Origin of the sequence: Nonomuraea sp. NPDC005692, from assembly GCF_040631115.1 — a bacterium.
Classification (GTDB): domain Bacteria; phylum Actinomycetota; class Actinomycetes; order Streptosporangiales; family Streptosporangiaceae; genus Nonomuraea.
Map to the genome: position 1 here is coordinate 46,428 of NZ_JBEXYU010000048.1, position 17,210 is coordinate 63,637.

General features: G+C 70.8%; 18 protein-coding genes, 1 tRNA gene and 2 pseudogenes. 5 read left to right on the plus strand and 16 right to left on the minus strand.

Annotated features, from left to right (window positions below):
* Positions 1-51: 51 nt before the first annotated feature.
* A complete protein-coding gene (locus tag ABZ459_RS48865; RefSeq protein WP_357987061.1) occupies positions 52-2,325 on the plus strand; it encodes an excinuclease ABC subunit UvrA in 2,274 nt (757 codons plus the stop codon).
* Here the strand turns inward: ABZ459_RS48865 and ABZ459_RS48870 are convergent.
* Positions 2,234-3,013, minus strand: coding sequence for a putative hydro-lyase (locus ABZ459_RS48870; RefSeq protein WP_357987063.1), 780 nt, complete (start codon positions 3,011-3,013; stop codon positions 2,234-2,236). The two genes, ABZ459_RS48865 and ABZ459_RS48870, sit on opposite strands and share 92 nt — an antisense overlap.
* A 101-nt stretch (positions 3,014-3,114) precedes the next feature.
* On the opposite strand from ABZ459_RS48870, the gene ABZ459_RS48875 reads away from it, so the two are divergent.
* Both ABZ459_RS48875 and ABZ459_RS48880 read left to right on the plus strand, forming a co-directional pair.
* On the plus strand, positions 3,115-4,746 hold the full coding sequence (locus ABZ459_RS48875; RefSeq protein ID WP_357987066.1) for a sodium:solute symporter family protein: 1,632 nt from the start codon (positions 3,115-3,117) through the stop codon (positions 4,744-4,746).
* Complete coding sequence (locus ABZ459_RS48880; protein ID WP_352353608.1) at positions 4,743-4,910, plus strand: hypothetical protein; 168 nt, start codon at positions 4,743-4,745, stop codon at positions 4,908-4,910. The genes ABZ459_RS48875 and ABZ459_RS48880 overlap by 4 nt, the downstream gene beginning before the upstream one ends.
* A gap of 184 nt (positions 4,911-5,094) precedes the next feature.
* Here ABZ459_RS48880 and ABZ459_RS48885 read toward each other — a convergent pair whose 3' ends face one another.
* Complete coding sequence (locus ABZ459_RS48885) at positions 5,095-5,331, minus strand: hypothetical protein (protein WP_357987069.1); 237 nt, start codon at positions 5,329-5,331, stop codon at positions 5,095-5,097.
* The gene (locus ABZ459_RS48890) at positions 5,331-5,555 is read right to left on the minus strand and encodes a DUF6158 family protein (RefSeq protein WP_125631040.1); all 225 of its coding nucleotides are present in this window, start codon (positions 5,553-5,555) and stop codon (positions 5,331-5,333) included. Before ABZ459_RS48890 ends, ABZ459_RS48885 begins: the two co-directional genes overlap by 1 nt.
* A gap of 96 nt (positions 5,556-5,651) precedes the next feature.
* Here ABZ459_RS48890 and ABZ459_RS48895 point away from each other — a divergent pair, with 96 nt between their 5' ends.
* The gene (locus tag ABZ459_RS48895; RefSeq protein WP_357987072.1) at positions 5,652-6,584 is read left to right on the plus strand and encodes a LysR family transcriptional regulator; all 933 of its coding nucleotides are present in this window, start codon (positions 5,652-5,654) and stop codon (positions 6,582-6,584) included.
* Positions 6,585-6,857: 273 nt separating this feature from the next.
* On the opposite strand, the gene ABZ459_RS48900 is transcribed toward ABZ459_RS48895, so the two are convergent.
* Complete coding sequence (locus ABZ459_RS48900; RefSeq protein WP_357987075.1) at positions 6,858-7,385, minus strand: histidine phosphatase family protein; 528 nt, start codon at positions 7,383-7,385, stop codon at positions 6,858-6,860.
* A gap of 239 nt (positions 7,386-7,624) precedes the next feature.
* Between ABZ459_RS48900 and ABZ459_RS48905 the strand changes: the two genes are divergently transcribed.
* Positions 7,625-7,698 (plus strand) — tRNA-Ile (locus ABZ459_RS48905).
* Between the two features lie 407 nt (positions 7,699-8,105).
* Here ABZ459_RS48905 and ABZ459_RS48910 read toward each other — a convergent pair.
* The 12 genes and pseudogenes from ABZ459_RS48910 to ABZ459_RS48965 all read right to left on the minus strand — a co-directional run.
* Entirely contained in the window at positions 8,106-8,837 is a 732-nt protein-coding gene (locus ABZ459_RS48910; RefSeq protein WP_357987078.1) for an ATP-binding cassette domain-containing protein, read from the minus strand.
* A complete protein-coding gene (locus ABZ459_RS48915; RefSeq protein ID WP_357987081.1) occupies positions 8,830-9,720 on the minus strand; it encodes an ABC transporter ATP-binding protein in 891 nt (296 codons plus the stop codon). The genes ABZ459_RS48910 and ABZ459_RS48915 overlap by 8 nt, the downstream gene beginning before the upstream one ends.
* Positions 9,717-10,595: an ABC transporter permease gene (locus tag ABZ459_RS48920; protein WP_357987084.1), complete on the minus strand. Its 879-nt coding sequence runs from the start codon at positions 10,593-10,595 to the stop codon at positions 9,717-9,719. The genes ABZ459_RS48915 and ABZ459_RS48920 overlap by 4 nt, the downstream gene beginning before the upstream one ends.
* Entirely contained in the window at positions 10,595-11,572 is a 978-nt protein-coding gene (locus ABZ459_RS48925; protein ID WP_357987087.1) for an ABC transporter permease, read from the minus strand. Before ABZ459_RS48925 ends, ABZ459_RS48920 begins: the two co-directional genes overlap by 1 nt.
* A complete protein-coding gene (locus tag ABZ459_RS48930; protein ID WP_357987090.1) occupies positions 11,569-13,110 on the minus strand; it encodes an ABC transporter substrate-binding protein in 1,542 nt (513 codons plus the stop codon). Before ABZ459_RS48930 ends, ABZ459_RS48925 begins: the two co-directional genes overlap by 4 nt.
* A 217-nt stretch (positions 13,111-13,327) precedes the next feature.
* Positions 13,328-13,801: a GNAT family N-acetyltransferase gene (locus ABZ459_RS48935; RefSeq protein ID WP_357987093.1), complete on the minus strand. Its 474-nt coding sequence runs from the start codon at positions 13,799-13,801 to the stop codon at positions 13,328-13,330.
* A gap of 83 nt (positions 13,802-13,884) precedes the next feature.
* On the minus strand, positions 13,885-14,487 hold the full coding sequence (locus ABZ459_RS48940; RefSeq protein ID WP_357987096.1) for a superoxide dismutase: 603 nt from the start codon (positions 14,485-14,487) through the stop codon (positions 13,885-13,887).
* Between the two features lie 61 nt (positions 14,488-14,548).
* Positions 14,549-14,965 carry a transcriptional repressor gene (locus ABZ459_RS48945; RefSeq protein ID WP_357987099.1) on the minus strand — a complete coding sequence of 139 codons (417 nt, stop codon included), beginning with the start codon at positions 14,963-14,965 and terminating at the stop codon, positions 14,549-14,551.
* Between the two features lie 8 nt (positions 14,966-14,973).
* The gene (locus tag ABZ459_RS48950; RefSeq protein ID WP_357987102.1) at positions 14,974-15,690 is read right to left on the minus strand and encodes a MucR family transcriptional regulator; all 717 of its coding nucleotides are present in this window, start codon (positions 15,688-15,690) and stop codon (positions 14,974-14,976) included.
* A gap of 177 nt (positions 15,691-15,867) precedes the next feature.
* Positions 15,868-16,539 (minus strand): hypothetical protein, encoded by a 672-nt coding sequence (locus ABZ459_RS48955; RefSeq protein ID WP_357987105.1) that lies wholly within the window; start codon positions 16,537-16,539, stop codon positions 15,868-15,870.
* Between the two features lie 15 nt (positions 16,540-16,554).
* Positions 16,555-16,755: pseudogene (locus ABZ459_RS48960) on the minus strand (peptide deformylase); the annotation flags it as partial.
* A gap of 72 nt (positions 16,756-16,827) precedes the next feature.
* A pseudogene (locus tag ABZ459_RS48965) lies at positions 16,828-17,210 on the minus strand (tRNA (adenosine(37)-N6)-threonylcarbamoyltransferase complex transferase subunit TsaD); the annotation flags it as partial.

Below are 17,210 nucleotides of genomic sequence, written 5' to 3' on the forward strand. Positions count from 1 at the left end.
TGAATTAGCTTAAGCTATAGGTAGTAGCCAAAGCTATTGGGGGTGTGGCACGTGTCGCGCGACATCGAGCTGATCGGCCTGCGGCAGAACAATCTCAAGGACGTCTCGCTGCGGCTGCCCAAGGAGCGGCTGACGGTGTTCACCGGCGTATCGGGGTCGGGCAAGTCCTCGATCGTGTTCGGCACCATCGCCACGGAGTCGCAGCGGCAGCTCAACGAGACCTTCAGCGCGTTCGTCAGGAACCGGCTGCCCAAGCACGAGCGGCCGCGCGCCGAGCGCATGTCCGGCCTGACCGCCGCCGTGATCGTGGACCAGAAGCCGGTCGGCGGCGGCGCCCGCTCGACCGTGGGCACGATGACCGAGGTGCACGCGATCCTGCGGGTGCTGTTCTCGCGGCGTGGCGAGCCGTCGGCGGGGCCCGCGACGGCGTACTCGTTCAACGACCCGCAGGGCATGTGCCCGGTCTGCGACGGCCTGGGGAAGAAGGTGGAGGCCGACGTCGGCAAGCTGCTCGACGAGGACCTGTCGCTGGACGAGGGCGCGATCCGGATGGCCCCGCCGGGTTCGTACGTGTGGCAGCTCTACGCCAGGTCCGGGCTGTTCGACCCCGGCAAGCCGCTGCGCGCCTTCACGCCGCAGGAGCGCGACCTGCTGCTGTACGGCGGCGGCTTCAAGGTCAACCGGGGCGAGTACACCAACACCTACGAGGGGCTGGTCGCCCGGTTCGAGCGTGTCTACCTCAAACGCGACCTCGACCAGCTCGACAAGGCCGCGGCGCCGTACGTGCGGCAGGCCACGTGCCCGGAGTGCGGCGGCCGGCGGCTCAACGCGGCCGCGCTGGCCTCGCGCATCGACGGCCTGTCCATCGCCGACCACTGCGCGACGGAGGTGACCGACCTCATCGGCGTGCTGGAGGGCCTGGGCGACCCGGTGGCGGAGGCGGCGGTGGAGTCGTTGCGCCGGATCGACGCCATCGGCCTCGGCTACCTCAGCCTCGACCGCGGGACGCCGACCTTGTCGGGCGGCGAGGCGCAGCGGCTCAAGACCGTGCGGAACCTGGGCAGCAGCCTCACCGGCATGACGTACATCTTCGACGAGCCCAGCGTGGGGCTGCACCCGCGCGACGTCCACCGGCTCGGCGACCTGCTGGTCGAGCTGCGCGACAAGGGCAACACGGTGCTGGTCGTCGAGCACGACCGCGACCTGATCGAGCTGGCCGACCACGTGGTGGACATGGGGCCGGGCGCGGGCACGCGGGGCGGCCGGGTCGTGTTCGAGGGCACGGTGGCGGCGCTGACGTCCGGCGGCACGCTGACCGGCCGCATGCTGCGGCGGGTCACCGGGCTCAAGGACGCCGTGCGCGCCCCGGCCGGCTGGCTGACCGTCGAGGGCGCGAACGCCCACAACCTCAAGGACGTCACCGTACGCGTGCCGCTCGGCGTGCTCACCGCGGTCACCGGCGTGGCCGGGTCGGGCAAGAGCACGCTGATGCGCCAGGAGCTGGTCGCCCGGCATCCGCACGTCGTACTCATCGACCAGTCGGCCATCGGCGGCTCGCCGCGCTCGACCCCGGCGACCTACCTCGACGCCATGGACCCCCTGCGCAGGCTGTTCGCCGGGGCGAACGGGGTGCGGCCGGGCCTGTTCAGCTTCAACTCGACGGGGGCGTGCCCAGTGTGCAAGGGGCGCGGCGAGATCAGGACGGACCTGGCGTTCATGGACCCGGTGACCCGGGTGTGCGACGCCTGCGGGGGCAGCCGGTACAGCGCGGAGGCGCTGTCGTACACGGTGGAGGGCCGCACGATCGCGGACGTGCTGGCGATGACGGCCGAGGAGGCCGCGGGCCTGTTCGACCTGCCGGGCATCGGCGGGCTCGGCGCGCTCGGGCTCGGCTACCTGACCCTCGGGCAGCCGCTCAGCACGCTGTCCGGCGGGGAGCGGCAGCGGCTCAAGCTGGCGCACCGGATGCGCGAGCGCGGCCAGGTGTACGTCTTCGACGAGCCGACGACCGGGCTGCACATGGCCGACGTGGACACGCTGCTGGCCCTGCTCGACCGGCTGGTGGACGGCGGCGACACGGTCATCGTCGTCGAGCACGACCTCGACGTGGTCAAGCACGCCGACTGGGTCATCGACCTCGGCCCCGAGGCGGGCCGGCACGGCGGCGAGGTGATCTTCGAAGGCACCCCGGCCGAACTGACCGAAGCATCCACCTATACCGCGAAATATCTGGTCAAGTCACTCGATAGTCGTCGTCCCGGACGTCCAGCACGGCCATGTGACCGGGCAGATGACCGATCGCGTACTCCACGCCGCTCGCCATGACCGCCGCCTGCGGCGTCACCCCGCAGGCCCAGAACAGCGGCACGTCGCCCGGCCGCAGCTCCACCGGGTCACCGAAGTCGGGACGCCCCAGGTCGAGCACGCCGATCGCGGCCGGGTCCCCCACGTGCACCGGCGCGCCGTGCACCCGCGGATACCTGCCGCTCACCTCGACGGCCCTGCGCACCAGCTCCTCCGGGACCGGCCGCATCGAGACGACCAGCGGCCCCGACAGCGAGGCGGTGGACTCGCACGGCACGTTCGTGCGGAACATCGGCACGTTCCTGCCCTGCTCCAGGTGCCGTACCGGGACGCCGGCGGCCAGCAGCGCCGCCTCGAAGGTGAAGCTGCAGCCGATGAGGAACGGCACGAGGTCGGCCCGCCACTGCCCGGTCACCTCGTCCAGGTCGGCCACGGGCTCGCCGTCGCGGTAGAGGCGGTAACCGGGCAGGTCGGTGCGCAGGTCGCCGCGGAACAGGGCGGTCGACCAGGCGCCCGGCTCGCCCACGTCCAGGACGGGGCAGGCCTTGGGGTTGCGGTGGGCGAACAGCAGCAGCTCGTACCGCAGCGCGGCGGGCACGGCGATCAGGTTGGCCTGCGTCCAACCGCGGCACCAGCCCGCGGTGGGCACCCGTTCGCCGACGCGGAAGCGGGCCCGCGCCTGCGCGGGGGTCAAGGTGGCGACGTCCACCTCTCGACACTATGGCGACCGGCCCGCACGGTCCACAACGCACCTCACCACGGCAGCCGGCCGTGGGGCTATCGCGGTGTTTTCCGGGTAGCGGGCCGGTTGTGCGATTAGACGTCAACCTCCTCGACTACCTGCTCATCGCGGTCTACTTCGCCACCGTGCTCGCCATCGGGTTCGCCGCCCGCCGCCGGATCAGCTCCAGCCTCGACTTCTTCCTCGCGGGCCGCGGACTGCCCGCCTGGATCACCGGGCTGGCGTTCGTGTCGGCCAACCTGGGCGCGATCGAGATCCTCGGCATGGCGGCCAACGGCGCCCAGTACGGCGCGATGACCGTGCACTACTACTGGGTCGGCGCCGTCCCCGCGATGGTGTTCCTCGGCATCGTGATGATGCCCTTCTACTACCGCTCGAAGGTGCGCAGCGTCCCGGAGTTCCTGCGCAGGCGCTTCAACGGCGCCACCCAGCTGCTGAACGCCCTCATGTTCGCGGTCGCGCAGATCCTCATCGCCGGGGTGAACCTGTACGCGCTCGCCCTGGTCATGGAGGCCCTGCTGGGCTGGCCGCTGCCGGTGTCGGTGGTGGTCTCGGCGCTGATCGTGCTCTCCTACATCACGCTCGGCGGCCTGTCCTCGGCCATCTACAACGAGGTGCTGCAGTTCTTCGTGATCCTCGCGGGGCTGATCCCGCTGACCGTGCTCGGCCTGGCCAAGGTCGGCGGCGTGGCCGGGCTGTTCGACAAGGTACGGCAGAGCGCGCTCGGCGAGGGCGGCCTGCACACCTGGGCCGGGACCGCCGGCTCCAACCCGATGCAGGCCCACTGGATCGGGATCGTCTTCGGGCTGGGGTTCGTGCTCTCCTTCGGCTACTGGACGACGAACTTCGCCGAGGTGCAGCGCGCCCTGTCGGCCAGGAACACCAACGCGGCCCGGATGACGCCGATCATCGCGGCCTTTCCCAAGCTGCTGATCCCGCTGGTCACGGTGCTGCCGGGGATGATCGCGCTGGTGCTCTTCGGCGACCTGGGCAAGGGCCGGGACTACAACGACGCGATCCCGCTGCTCATGCGCGACCTGCTGCCGAACGGCGTGCTCGGCGTCGCGGTGACCGGGCTGCTGGCCTCGTTCATGGCGGGGATGGCGGCCAACATCAGCGGGTTCAACACGGTGTTCACCAACGACATCTGGCAGTCGCACGTACGGCCCGACCGGCCGGACGGCTACTACCTGAAGGTCGGACGCATCGCCACCGTCGCCGGTGTGGCGCTCGGCGTGGGCACGGCGTTCATCGCGGCCGGCTACTCCAACATCATGAACTACCTGCAGGCGTTGTTCAGCTTCTTCAACGCGCCGCTGTTCGCGACGTTCGTCGTCGGGCTGTTCTGGCGGCGGATGACGCCGTGGGCCGGGTTCTGGGGGCTGCTGGCGGGGACGCTGAGCGCCTTCGCGTCGTACTTCGCCTACAAGGCCGGCCTGGTGGACTTCGGCACCGAGCTGAACGCCAGCTTCTGGGGCGCGGGCGTCGCCTTCGCCGTGGACGTGCTGGTGTCGGTGATCGTCACGCTGGTCACCACGCCCAAGCCGGAGCAGGAACTGCGCGGCCTGGTCCACGGCCTGAGCGCCGCGGACCTGGAGGACGACGCCCTCGCCGGCGACAAACGCTGGTACCGCTCGCCGGTGCTGCTCGGCACCGGCGCCGTGATCCTGGCCGCCCTGTTGTACGGAGTGATCCTGTGAGCGACATCCGGATGGTGATCGGCGGGCTGTTCCTGCTGTACGGCGTGATCCTCGTCGTGGCCGGCCTGCTGGGGGACGCGGTGAACCTGTGGACGGGCCTGCCGATGGCCGTCTTCGGCGCCGCCTTCGTCCTGTGGGCCCGCCTCCGGCCCCTCAAGCCCTGACCGCGCCGCCCTCGATCCACCCCACAGCCCGCAGGCCGTACGCCCAGCCTGCGGGCTCCCCATCAGTCCTGTGGGCTCCGCGTCCGTCCTGTGGGCTCCGCGTCCGTCCTGTGGGCTCCGCGTCCGTCCTGTGGGCTCCGCGCCGGCACCGCTGCGGCGGCGGCGCGGAGCCGCCCGCGCCCGTTCAGTACTCGACCTCGAAGGTGTGGGGACCGAGGCCGTACCCGTCGCCCCGCGGGACGACGTACCCCTGGTTCGCGAGGACGGCCAGGCTGTCGCGCACCTCGTCATCCTCCAGGCCGGTCGCCCGGATCACCGCCTCCAGGCCGGCCACGCCGCCGGACACCGCCTGCGAGGCCACCGCCTCGTAGACGTGGATGTCGACGTCCGACAGCTCCTGCACGTCATGCCCCTCGGACATCAACGTTGCCTCGCCCCCTCCCTCAGCCTGGCCGGATCGACCTCGCGGTCGGGGAACCTGCGAAGGTATTCCGCCTCTAGCTCATTGGTACGGGAAGTGTGACGTGCCAGAGCATCGTCTGATCCATGGAAGAATGTGTCACTACGAGTGGCATGGAGTTGCCGCAGCTCGCGTACCACATCCTCGTCGCTGAGCTGGGCCGGATCTATTCCCATCGTCGTCATGGGTTCCCCCTACCCCAGACACCCCCGACAATATCTGTCACAATTCCTGACATATAGCCATTGTTTGGGAGCGATTCGTCGCCTTACCTTCCCGGTATGGACCTCGAGCTCAGGCACCTCAGGATCGTCCGCGCGGTAGCGGACGCGGGAAGTGTGAGCAAGGCCGCGTCCCTGCTCGGGCTGGCACAGCCGGCCCTCACCGCCCAGCTCAAACGGATCGAGAGGGTGCTCGGCGGCGCCCTGTTCGAACGTGACCGGCACGGGGCGCGCCCCACGCGGCTCGGCGAGCTGGTGCTCGCCCGGGCGCGCGTGCTGCTCCCCGCGGCCAAGGAATTGCAGGACGAGGCCGTACGATTCGCCCACACCCCCTCCCCCGGCTTCCGCATCGGCGCCACCAACGGCCCGATACTCGGCGGCCTGGTCGACCGGCTGGCCGCGGAGCGCACGGTCACCACGTTCACGTCGTGGTCAACGCACGAGCTGATCAACATGGTCGAGCTCGGCCGCCTCGACTACGTGCTGACCGGCGCCTGCGGCGACTCCGGCACCCCCACGGGAACGCTCCTGTGGGAGACGATCAGTGTCGACCCGGTCTTCGCCCTCGTCGGCGAGGACCATCCGCTCGCCAAGGAGAAGGAGGTGGAGCTGGCCGACCTGGCCGGCGAACAATGGGCCGTCACACCCGGCGACGGCTGCTTCGCCGACTGCTTCGCCATGGCGTGCGCCCGAGCCGGCTTCACCCCCGGAACGATCTACGAGACGGACGTCCCGACCTGCACCCACCTCGCCCAGGTGGGCCGCGCCGTGGTGCTCTGCCAGGCGACCCACCAGGCCCTGCCGGGGCTGGCCATGGTCCCGCTCTCCGGCGCGCCGCTGCGCTGGCGGCAGCTCCTCGGCCGCCACCCCACCGCCCCCGACGCCACCTGGGTGGTCGCCCAGGCCAAACAGGCGCACACCGAGGCCGTACGCCGCAGTCCGGTCTACTCCGATTGGCTCGTACGCAACCCGGTGTACGGCACCGCGCCATAACACCCTGATAGGAGTGAAGTAATAACTCCTCGCCCCGTGGGCCCGCCGTTACCGTGACGGCACCCCCAGCGGCAGGAGACAACCCAGCTCCACCGCCGGCGCTGATCGCGGACGCGATCGGCGCATCAGCCATGTCCGCGGCCCGCCACCCGCCACCACGACCGCCGGAACCGCGAGGACCGCGAGGACCCCGGGACCGCCAGGACCCCGGGACCGCCAGGACCATCCGGGCCCCACCCCACCCTGACCCCGCACCCGCCTCCAGGCAAGGTGCTACGCCACCTCGTACTCCCACCCGGGGCGCCACTCGAACGGCGCGTCCACCAGGTCCTCGATCGGAGTGCCGTCCAGCAGGTGCTGCAACGCCCACCGATTGGCCGAATGGGACACCACCAGCACCGTGGCCCCCTGCCACTCCTCCCGCAGATCCTCAAGGAACTCGACCGTTCCCGCCACGACCTGCCGATAGCTCTGCCCGCCCGGCCACGGAGTGTCGATGTGCCGCCTGCGCAGGGCCGCGACCTCGCTCACCGGCCGTCCGTTGTAGCTGCCGTAGTCGCACTCCCTGAGCCGCGCGTCGAGCCGGACCTCCTTCCCACCCCCGAACGCCACCTCCACCGTCTCGACCGCCCTGCGCAGATCCGAGCAGTAGACGACGTCCACCCCCCGCCTCCGCACCCCGAGCTCGGCGGCCAGCTCCCGCCCCCGCTCGGACAACTCCCCGGGCAGCCATCCCGTGGCGACACCGATCTCGTTGTCCACAGTGATGGAGTGGGTCTCGTACACCACCTTGATCGCCATATCGGCACCGTACCTCCCCTCCCAAGCCCTCCCATTCCGCCCACAGCAAACACAACCCCCAACCGAGACCCGAATATGATCGACACGACTCCACCAACCTTGCCCGGCATGGAATGATGTCCGCGGGACCCCGTCCCCATCCGGCCGTGCGGCACTCCCGGATCCGATGCTCTAGCCTTGACATGCGCGAGCCTCACCAAGATCCACCTGCCGCACACCGCATGTCACAACTGAATCCAGGGGCGGTAGCTCAGCCGGTCAGAGCATCGGACTCATAATCCGTGGGTCGTGGGTTCAAGTCCCACCCGCCCTACTCTTCAAAACCGCGCCCGACCTGGGATTTCTCGGTTCTCGCCAGCCTCGGATCCCGTTTTGGATCACGGCTGGTTGCTCGCTGATTGCTCTGTGTACGGGCCGTGTAACCCGGTATATCGTTCAGCCGCCCACCGTCAACTCAGAAGATCCGCTGCTTCTCGCTGCCATCCGCTCGCCCCGTTTCACGGCGCGGGGAGGGGATCGATTGGCTGCACGACCTGTGCGCTGACGGCTGACGACAAGAGAGCAGGCCCGTCGGAGAATCGACGGGCCTTCGCCCCCCGAACCCCATTCCCCAGAACCCTTATGTCGACAGTTACGAGGCGAACCACCATGAGGTTCGACGTATCGCTGAAGGAAACTCGCGCGTTTCGGTCCTGAGGGTGACGATCTTCTTGGCTGCCTTCAGCCTGTGTGGCCCGGCTCGCCGGCGGTCTGCGGATCGCGGGCGTCCTGGGAGGCGACTCCGGGCCGGCCGCCGGTTTCGCTCACCGTCGCTTCCGGATGCTGCCGCCAGGTGCGGACGTTTCCGCCTGTCCAGCGGTCGAGCAGTACGGCGTCGTGGCTGATGGCCAGGACGCCGGCGCCTGTGCGCTCGCGGTAGGCCTCGATCCTGGCGACGAGGTGGGCCTGGGTGGAGGCGTCGAGCATGGTGGTCATCTCGTCGCAGATGAGGTAGCGGGGTTCGAGGGTGAGAGCGCGGGCGACGCAGGCGCGCTGGAGCTGACCGTCGGACACCTCGTGCGGGCGGCGGGTGAACAGCTCGCCGGTCAGGCCCATCTCCTCGGCCAGCTCGTAGGCCCGGTCCAGAGGGCGGCGGGCGGCGCGGAGCGGCTCGGCGATCACGTCCAGGAGGGTGAGGCGGGGGTCGACGGCGAGCCGGGGCTGCTGGAAGATCAGGCCGATCGAGGTGCGCTGCGGGGCGCGGTGCCGCCAGCGGGTGATCGGCTGCCCGTCGAGGGTGACCGTGCCGCCGGAGGGGCGCAGCAGCAGGGCCAGCACGCGGGCGAGCGTGGACTTGCCGCATCCGCTGGGCCCGGCCAGGCCGAGCGTCCGGCCGGGGTGGACGGTCAGGGACACGTCGTCCAGGACCTGGTGGCGGCCGTAGAAGAGGGTGATGGCGGAGGCGTCAAGCATGGTGGCAGGCCACTTCGTTCAGAACGGGTTGCTCCTGGCAGAGCGCGGTGGCGCGTGGACAGCGCGGCTGGAAGGCGCAGCCGGCCGGGAGCCGGGTGAGCTCGGGCGGCTGGCCGGGGATCGGGGTGAAGGCGCGGGTGGGCAGCGCGTCCAGCAGGCCCCGCGCGTACGGGTGCCGGGGGCCGTCGTAGAACGACGGGGCGGAGGAGAGTTCGACGATGCGGCTGGCGTACATGACGGCGATGTCGTCGGCGACCTGTTCGGCGGCGCGCAGGTCGTGGGTGATGAGGAGGACGGCGCGGCCCTCGTCGCACAGCCGCCGCAGCTCGGCCATGGTGGCGTCCACGAGCGGGCGGTCCAGGCCGGTGGTGGGCTCGTCGGCGAACAGCAGCGGCGGATCCCCGGCCAGGGCGAGAGCGTTGGCGACGCGCTGGGCCATGCCGCCGGACAGCTGGTGCGGGTAGCGGTCGAGGTCGGTGGGCCGCAGTCCGGCGCGCCGGGCGAGCTCGTCGGGAGAGTCGCCGCGGCCCAGCTCGCGCAACGTCTCGGCGAGCTGGGCGCGGGCGGTGCGGACGGGGGTGAGGTGGGCGGCGGGGCTCTGCGGGATGAGCCCGATCCGGCGTCCGCGTACCTGCCGGGCGAGGGTCTTCTCGGGTGCGGCGATCAGGTCGAGGGAGTCGAGCCAGGCGTGGCCGGTGACGGTGGCGTTGGCGGGCAGCAGGCCGAGCAGCGCGTGGGCCATCACGGACTTGCCGCAGCCGGACTCGCCGACCAGTGCCAGGCAGCGGCCCTGTTCCAGGGTGAAGTGGGCGTCGGTGACCGCCTGGACGACGGCGCCGGGGATGTGGAAACGTACCGAAAGCCCTTCGACGTGCAGCTTCACAGGGCCAGCTCCGATCGCCAGCGGGGGTTGGCGCGGTCGCGCAGGTGCTGGGCCAGCGCGTAGATCGCCAGCGTGGGGGTCAGGATGAGCAGCCCCGGGAACAGGCTGGACCACCAGTTACCGGCCAGCAGCGACCGCTGCCCGTCGTTGATCATGTTGCCGAGTGAGGCCAGGTGGGCGGGCAGCCCCAGGCCGAGGAAGCTGAGCGCGGTCTCGTGCCAGATGGCGTGCGGGACCATCAGCACGGCGGACAGCAACAAGTGCGGCGCCAGATTGGGCAGGAGGTGCCGCCGGACGACGCGCAGCCGGGACGAGCCGCCGGAGACGGCGGCGTCGATGAACGGCCGCCCGCGCAGCGACAGCACCTCGGAGCGGACGATGCGGGCGGCGGTGGTCCAGTGGGTGACCGCCACGGACACGATCACGGCGATCGCGCTGGGCGCGAACAGGGCCACGATGAAGATGCCGAGCAGCAGGTGCGGTATCGAGTTGACGCCGTCGACCACGCGCATCAGCAGGCGGTCGACCGGGCCGCCCGCCGCGCCCGCGGCCAGCCCGACCAGACCGCCGATGGTCACGCTGACCACTGCGGCGACCAGGCCGACCAGCAGTGAGACGCGCAGCCCGTAGATGGAGCGGAGCAGCACGTCCCTGCCGACCTCGTCGGTGCCGAACGGGTGTGACAGCGAGGGCGGAAGGCCGGCCGCGCGCAGGTCGACCAGCTGCTGGTCCAGCCGGATGACCAGTGGCACCAGCACCACGGCCAGCACCAGCACCGCCAGGACGGCCAGGGCGAGGGGACGGCGGCGGCGGGCAAGCCGGCGGCTTCCCTTCGTCCCGAGCCGTCGCCACGCCTTGGTGCGCGAGGTGGTCATCAGCTCACCCCCAGCACGCGTACGCGCGGGTCGGCGACCGTGTAGGCGAGGTCGGCCAGCAGGTTGCCCAGCAGGACGGCGATCGTGGCCAGCAGGGTGAGCGCGGCCAGCAGCGGGAAGTCCACCGCCAGCGCGGCCTTGATCGTGGTCCCGGCCACCCCCGGCCACGAGAACACCGCCTCCACCAGGATCGCTCCTGTCACCAGTTCCGGCACCCGCGCCCCCATGATGGTGATGAACGGCAGCAGCGCCGACCGCAGCGCGTGCCGCAGCAGCACGGTCCGTTCGCGCAGCCCCCGTGCCCGTGCTCCGGTGACGAAGTCCTCGCGCAGCACCCCGATCACCGATTCCCGTACGAACAGCAGCAGCCACGACGACTGCGAGAACGCCAGCACGGCCACGGGCAGCACCAGGTGCCGGGCCAGGTCCGGCAGCGTGACCGTGGCGGAGGCGGCGTCGGTCAGCCCGCCGGCGGGCAGCCAGCCGAGCTTGACCGCGAACAGCCAGATCACCAGCAGCCCGACCCAGAAGACCGGCGCGGCCTCGTTGGCGAACGCGGTCCCGCTGACCAGCCGGTCCAGCCAGGAGTCACGCCGCCAGGCGGCCAGCGTCCCGAGGGCCAGCCCGGCCGCCAGCATCAGCACCAGGGCACAACCGACGACCAGCAGCGTCCAGCCCAGCCGTTCGCCGATCACCTGGGCCACCGGCAACCGCAACGACCGCGACTCTCCCAGGTCGCCGCGCAGCAGGTGGCCCAGCCAGGCGGCGTACTGCTCGATCAGGGGCCGGTCCAGCCCCCAGTTCGCCCGGATCTCGGCCATGATCCGCGGGTCGGTGACCATCGCCCGCTCGCCCAGGTACTGCCGAACCGGGTCGAAGGGCGACGCCTTGGCCAGGGCGAACATCGCGAACGTCACCGCCAGCAGCAGCGGCACCGCGAACGCCAGCCGCCAGGCCACGATCCTCAGCCAGGTCACGAGGCGGGCTTCCACTCCGGCACAGTGTTGAACAGCCCGCCGGTGGCGTGCTCGTGCGCCTCCACGCCGACCGTGAGGCCCGACCAGTTTCCTCGTACGACGTAGGTGTGCTTGAGGAAGACCAGGTAGACCCACACGTGGTCGTCGCTGATGCGCTGCTGGAAGGCGTCGTAGGCCTTCTTGCGCGTGGCCGGGTCGGACGATTGACGGCCGGTGTCGAGCAGCTTGTCCACCTCAGGCACCTTGTAGTGGCCCGGGTTGAAGGAGCCCTGGCCGACGTAGGAGGAGTGGAACAGCTCGTAGTTGAGGTAGTCCGGGTCGTACGGGCTGCCCCAGCCCATGATCAGCGCGTCCTTGGCCATGCGCGGGTAGATGGCGTCCCAGTCCAGGGCGGCGAGCTGGACGTCGATGCCGATCCGCTTGGCGTCCGAGACCATGGCCAGCGCCAGCTCCTTGCGCAGCGAGTCCCCCGCCGGGTACATGAGCGTGAAGCGGGCAGGCGTGCCGTCCTTGGCCCTGATGCCGTCGGCGGACGCCTTCCATCCGGCCGCCTCCAGGACCGCGACGGCCTTGGCCCGGTCCGGCGCGGGCGAACCGTTCACAGCGGCGTTGTGCCACTCGGTGCCGGGCGCGACCGGTCCGAAGGCCGGGCTGCCCGCGCCCGCCAGGATCGCCGTGACCATCGCCGCCCGGTCCATGGCCAGGTTCAGCGCCTTGCGGATGGCCAGGTCGCCCGTGACGGGCTGCTCCAGCGGGAACATCACGCCCCGGTAGTCGGCGCTGGGCGCTTCGTACACCGTCACGCCCTGCTGGTTCCTGAACTGCGCCACCGCCTTGGGCGGCAGCTCGGTGGCCGTGAACTCGCCGGCCGCCATGCGGGTGGCCCGCGCGTTGTCGTCTGCCGCGTACGCCAGCACCAGCGTCTTGATCGCGGGCTTGGGGCCCCAGTAGCGGTCGTTGGCCTTGAGCGTGATCTTGTCACCCTTGGTCCACGACACGAACGTGTACGGTCCCGTCCCGACCGGATCGGCCTTCAGGTCCGTCCCGTCCGGCACGATGCCGAGCGTGGCGCGCTGCAGGATCGCCGCATACGGGTACTTCAGCCGGAACACGACCGTGCGCGCGTCCGGCGCCTCCACCTTCTCGATCGCGGCGTAGTCGCCGCGGATCGGCGAGTTGTTGGCGGTCTTGAGCAGCTGCCCGTAGGTGTAGGCAACATCGGCACTGGTCAGCGGCTTGCCGTTGTGGAAGGTGACGCCCTGGCGCAGTGTGAAGGTCACCTGCGTGCCCTTGACCTCCGGCAGCGCCTCCGCCAGGGCAGGTTGCAGCTTCAGGTCCGGGGTGCGGCGGACCAGCCCGTCGTAGAGAAGCGACCCGCCGTCCGGCGCGTACCCGAGCACCGGGCTGAGCGAGTCCGGCTCCGAGCCCAGGCCGAGCACGACGGTGTCCTGCGCCTTCGGTGTCGTGGACTCTGTCGGGGCCGAACAGGCAGTGAGCGCCAAGAGCATGGTCCCGAGCAGTGCTGATCTCCACTTCATGCGGCGACCTTAAAGCGATTGGATTGTTATTGCAATATATTCGCAATAGCTGGACTCGGGTGTCGGCTTCACGTACGCCTCCGCTGCCCGGACGGAGGCATACGGAGAAGGTCAGCCGATGGCGGGCCCGGCGATCGGTGTGTAGCCGCTGAACGGGGCGCGTGAGCCATTGCTCATCTGGCATGTTCGGCTCCTGCCGGCCTGGCACGGCAGGCCGTCATCCGGCCTCGTGCACCATGATGAGTCTCGTGCGGTCCTGGTGTTTGCGGATCGCGGCCACGCGCCAGCCGCGGTGTCGATACAAACCGAGAGCTGCGGCTGCCCGCGGATGCGTGGCGAGCCACCAAGGCGTGGCGGGCGCGGAGGCCAGGACCGCGTCGTGCAATCTCATGCCGAGCCCGCATCCGCGCGCTGTGGGCAGGACGGCCAGTTCCTTGAGGGTGAAGTCGCCGTGCGGCAGGCGGGAGGCGAGGAGGGCGAGCCGGGAGCAGCGCACGCCGTAGGCGAAGCCGTGGATCCGATCACCGCGAAGGGCGGCCACCAGGGTGAATCCGGGCACCTGCGCGTCCGCGGCCAAGCGGCCGGCGACCGTGCGGGCTTCCTCGGGACGCTCGGCCCACGGCAGGCGGGTGAAGACCTCGCCCGCGGCGTCGGCCACGGCGGTCAGGATGCGATCCACCTCGTGGGGCATGATGAGGCGGACGGTGAAGGGGGCGGCGCCCGCCTGGCCCCGCGGACCAAGCTCGGGCCGGGCGGGCGTCGCCGGCATGAGGGCTAGGCGCCGCGGGCGGCGTCGTAGCGGGCGATCACGTCGTTCCAGTTGATCAGGCCCCACAGCTTCTCGACGTAGTCGGGGCGCACGTTGCGGTACTGCAGGTAGTAGGCGTGCTCCCAGGCGTCGAAGACGAGCAGCGGGGTGGTGTTCATGCCGATGTTGCCGTGGTGGTCGTAGACCTGCTCGACGACCAGGCGGCGCCCCAGCGGTTCCCAGGCCAGCACGCCCCAGCCAGAGCCCTGGACGGTCGCGGTCGCGGTGGTGAGCTGCTTCTTGAAGGCCTCGAAGGAGCCGAAGTGCTCGATGATCGCGTCGCCCAGCTCGCCGTCGGGGCGGTCGCCGCCGTCGGGGGACAGGTTCTGCCAGAAGATCGTGTGCAGGACGTGTCCGGACAGGTTGAACGCGAACGTCTTCTCCAGCCCGACCAGGCCGCCGAACTCGCCCTTGTCGCGGGCCTCGGCCAGCCGGTCGAGGGTGTCGTTGGCGCCCTTGACGTAGGCGGCGTGATGCTTGGCGTGGTGCAGCTCAAGGATCTCGCCGGTGATCGCGGGCTCCAGCGCCGCGTAGTCATACGGCATGTCCGGAAGGGTGTACTCACCCATGAGCTATCTCTCCTTCGCGGTTCCTAATTGCGCAAATCTCGCAACAACAATAGTCCTGCAACTAGCTCACGTCTCGGGAGGCATGCCGACAGCGCCGGCACCGGCCCCGCAGGAGTTGGCCGATGCCCCCCATCTCGAAGTCGGCGCCGCCCAGGGCCAGGGCCAATGCTGGATCGAGCCGGTCGGCGGGCACTTCGGTCAGCAGGCCGCAGTGGTCGCAGAGCAGGTGGTGATGCGGCGTCGTGGCCAACCCGAAGAGCGTCTCGCCGCCGGACTCGATGCTGTGCAGCACGCCGTGCTCACTCATCACCCTCACGTTCCGGTAGACGGTGGAGACGTTCACCATGGGAAAGGTCTCCGCCACCCGCCGGTGCAGGCACAGGACGCTGAGGTGCGTACCGGCTTCGGCCAGGATGCCCAGGATGGTCAGGCGGGGGATGGTCCGGCGCAGGCCGAGGCGGGTCAGGGTCTTCTCCATGTCGGCGTTCATGCCCGAGCGGTCCGCGGGCCGGAGGCTGCCACGTCGTCCACCGGCTCCATGTCGGCCAGCCGATTTCTCACCCACGGGACGCTGCGGTCCAGAGCTGCCGCGATCCTGACCAGCGACCATCCCGCCCGGCGGCGGGTGGCCAGCCAGGTGAACAGGTCGGGAGTACGCACCCGGGCGGCGGCCTCCGCGATGTTCAGGGCGATGCGGGCTCGACGGCCTTGGGCGGTGTTCAGTCCGGTCGAGCGGATGGGGATGGCATGGGCCGACAGGGCGCGACGCAGGACTTGCCGACCGACTCCCAGCTCGGCGGCGAGGGCTTCCAGGCTCGTGGGCCGTTCGAGGTAGAGAGCGCGCAGGCTGCGGCCCGTGGTGGCGTATCCGCGAGCACGCAACGCCTCGCTCAGCCGCTGCTCGGCCGCGGTCGTACGGGTCGCGCGCCCGGCGGCCAGTTCGCGGCGCTCGGCCACCACCCGCTCGGCGGCGGCCGGACGGGCACCCCGCGCGGTGGAGTGCTCCACGGAGGACAACGCCTTGGAACGGAAGAGACCGAAGGCAGCGCGGTACTCGTCGGTGGTCATCCTGTGGGCTCGTACGTGTGAGCCGAGCGAGCGGCACCATCTCCCGCCCAGGTGACACATGACGAGGTCCGCCTCGGCGTCACGGACGAGGACGCCGTGCGGCGCGCAGCGCGATTCGAGGGCGTCGACTCCCATAGCTGCATACTAGAAGTAGTTGCAAGAAATATGCAGTAAGTCTGCGGATCAGCCTCAAAGGGACCGTCGTCGAGGAGATGACGACGGTCCAGCGGTCGCCCGCACCCGGCCGCTGTGAGGATCGGTTCGAGGCCGGCCCTGGGCAGGGGCGGGTCGAGGGCGGGCGGGCAGCCGTGCTCAGGTGCGCATGCCGACTGCCCCAGGTTCATGCACGAGGTCGTCGTCGGCCAGGGTGGGGCCGCTGACGGCGTCCATCCATCGTGCCAGTCGGTCGCGGAAGCCGCGCCGGCCGCCCAGCGTGACCGGCGTCTCCCCCGCCGCGAGGCTGACCAGGTGCTGGGCGGTCTCGAAGGCCGCCGTCTCGGGGATCAGCAGGCCGTCGGGGCGCAGGGCGGTGCGGCCGGTTCCGATGGTGAGCGCGTCGTGGGCCAGGTCGCGCAGGTCCCGGTCGCCGTCCTCCATGGCGAGGATCACCGCCCCGGACCGGCGGGCGTCGGCCACCCGTTGCAGGACGTGCTCGTCGCTGCCATCGGGGGCGACGACGAACAGGGTCTGGCCTCTTCCGGCCGCTTCGAGCCTGCTCAGCCCGACGGCGAGGTGGGCGGGCGCGCCCGCCGGGACGTGGTGGCGGACCAGGGTGGGCGTCAGTTCGGGGAGGCCCGCGAGCCGGGCCTCGTCGTCCAGGTGCGCGGCCATGTGCCAGGGCTCGTCGGTGGGGGTGCCGACCAGGAGGAGGTTCCCGGCGTGGTGTCCGGCGGTGCGGAGGGTGCGGGCGAAGTCGCGGGTCCTGGTGACCCAGCCGGTGCCTTCCAGCAGGGCGCGGGTGAGGTGGATGCGGGCGTCTTCCACAACGGGTCTCCCGGTTCAGGCAGGGACGTTCTGGCGTTGGTCGTGCTCGGCGAGCACCGCCCGGCGGGCGGCGGCGGACAGGCGGTCGATGTAGAGGAGCCCGTCCAGGTGGTCGGTCTCGTGTTGCAGGCACCGGGCCAGCAGCCCGGTGCCGTGCACGGTGACCGGCGCGCCGCTGACGTCGAAGCCGTCGCAGACAGCCCGGTCGGGACGGGCCGGCAAGGGTGGTGCAGCACTGGCGTGCCCACCAGGGTGATGGGCAGGGCGTCGGGCATCGGTACTCCGTGGTCAGCTACGGCCGGGGGTGAGTGAGGCTCTGGTCAGCGGCGCCGAGGGATCGGCCGCCAGGTCGAGGGGCGACGGCGGCGTGTCGGCGGCGATGAGCAGATCTCCGACGGCCGCGATCATGGCTCCGTTGTCGGTGCACAGCCGGGGCGGCGGGACGCGCAGGGTGATGCCCGCGGCGGCGCAGCGCTCGGCGGCGACCTGCCGCAGCCGGCCGTTCGCGGCGACCCCGCCGACGATCACCAGGGTGTCCACGTCGTGCGCCAGGCAGGCCGCGACGGCCTTGTGGGTGAGCACGTCGACCACCGCCTCCTGGAAGGAGGCCGCGACGTCCGGCACGCGGACCGGCCCCTGCTCGACGTGCCGGGCGACGGCGCTCTTGAGGC

Coding starts and splice junctions, on each gene's coding strand:
- ABZ459_RS48885 (WP_357987069.1), bottom strand. CDS start 5,331: ATGTCCGAGGGGCATGACGTGCAGGAGCTGTCGGACGTCGACATCCAC.
- ABZ459_RS48890 (WP_125631040.1), bottom strand. CDS start 5,555: ATGACGACGATGGGAATAGATCCGGCCCAGCTCAGCGACGAGGATGTG.
- ABZ459_RS48895 (WP_357987072.1), top strand. CDS start 5,652: ATGGACCTCGAGCTCAGGCACCTCAGGATCGTCCGCGCGGTAGCGGAC.
- ABZ459_RS48900 (WP_357987075.1), bottom strand. CDS start 7,385: ATGGCGATCAAGGTGGTGTACGAGACCCACTCCATCACTGTGGACAAC.
- ABZ459_RS48910 (WP_357987078.1), bottom strand. CDS start 8,837: ATGCTTGACGCCTCCGCCATCACCCTCTTCTACGGCCGCCACCAGGTC.
- ABZ459_RS48920 (WP_357987084.1), bottom strand. CDS start 10,595: ATGACCACCTCGCGCACCAAGGCGTGGCGACGGCTCGGGACGAAGGGA.
- ABZ459_RS48930 (WP_357987090.1), bottom strand. CDS start 13,110: ATGAAGTGGAGATCAGCACTGCTCGGGACCATGCTCTTGGCGCTCACT.
- ABZ459_RS48935 (WP_357987093.1), bottom strand. CDS start 13,801: ATGCCCCACGAGGTGGATCGCATCCTGACCGCCGTGGCCGACGCCGCG.
- ABZ459_RS48940 (WP_357987096.1), bottom strand. CDS start 14,487: ATGGGTGAGTACACCCTTCCGGACATGCCGTATGACTACGCGGCGCTG.
- ABZ459_RS48945 (WP_357987099.1), bottom strand. CDS start 14,965: ATGGAGAAGACCCTGACCCGCCTCGGCCTGCGCCGGACCATCCCCCGC.
- ABZ459_RS48950 (WP_357987102.1), bottom strand. CDS start 15,690: ATGGGAGTCGACGCCCTCGAATCGCGCTGCGCGCCGCACGGCGTCCTC.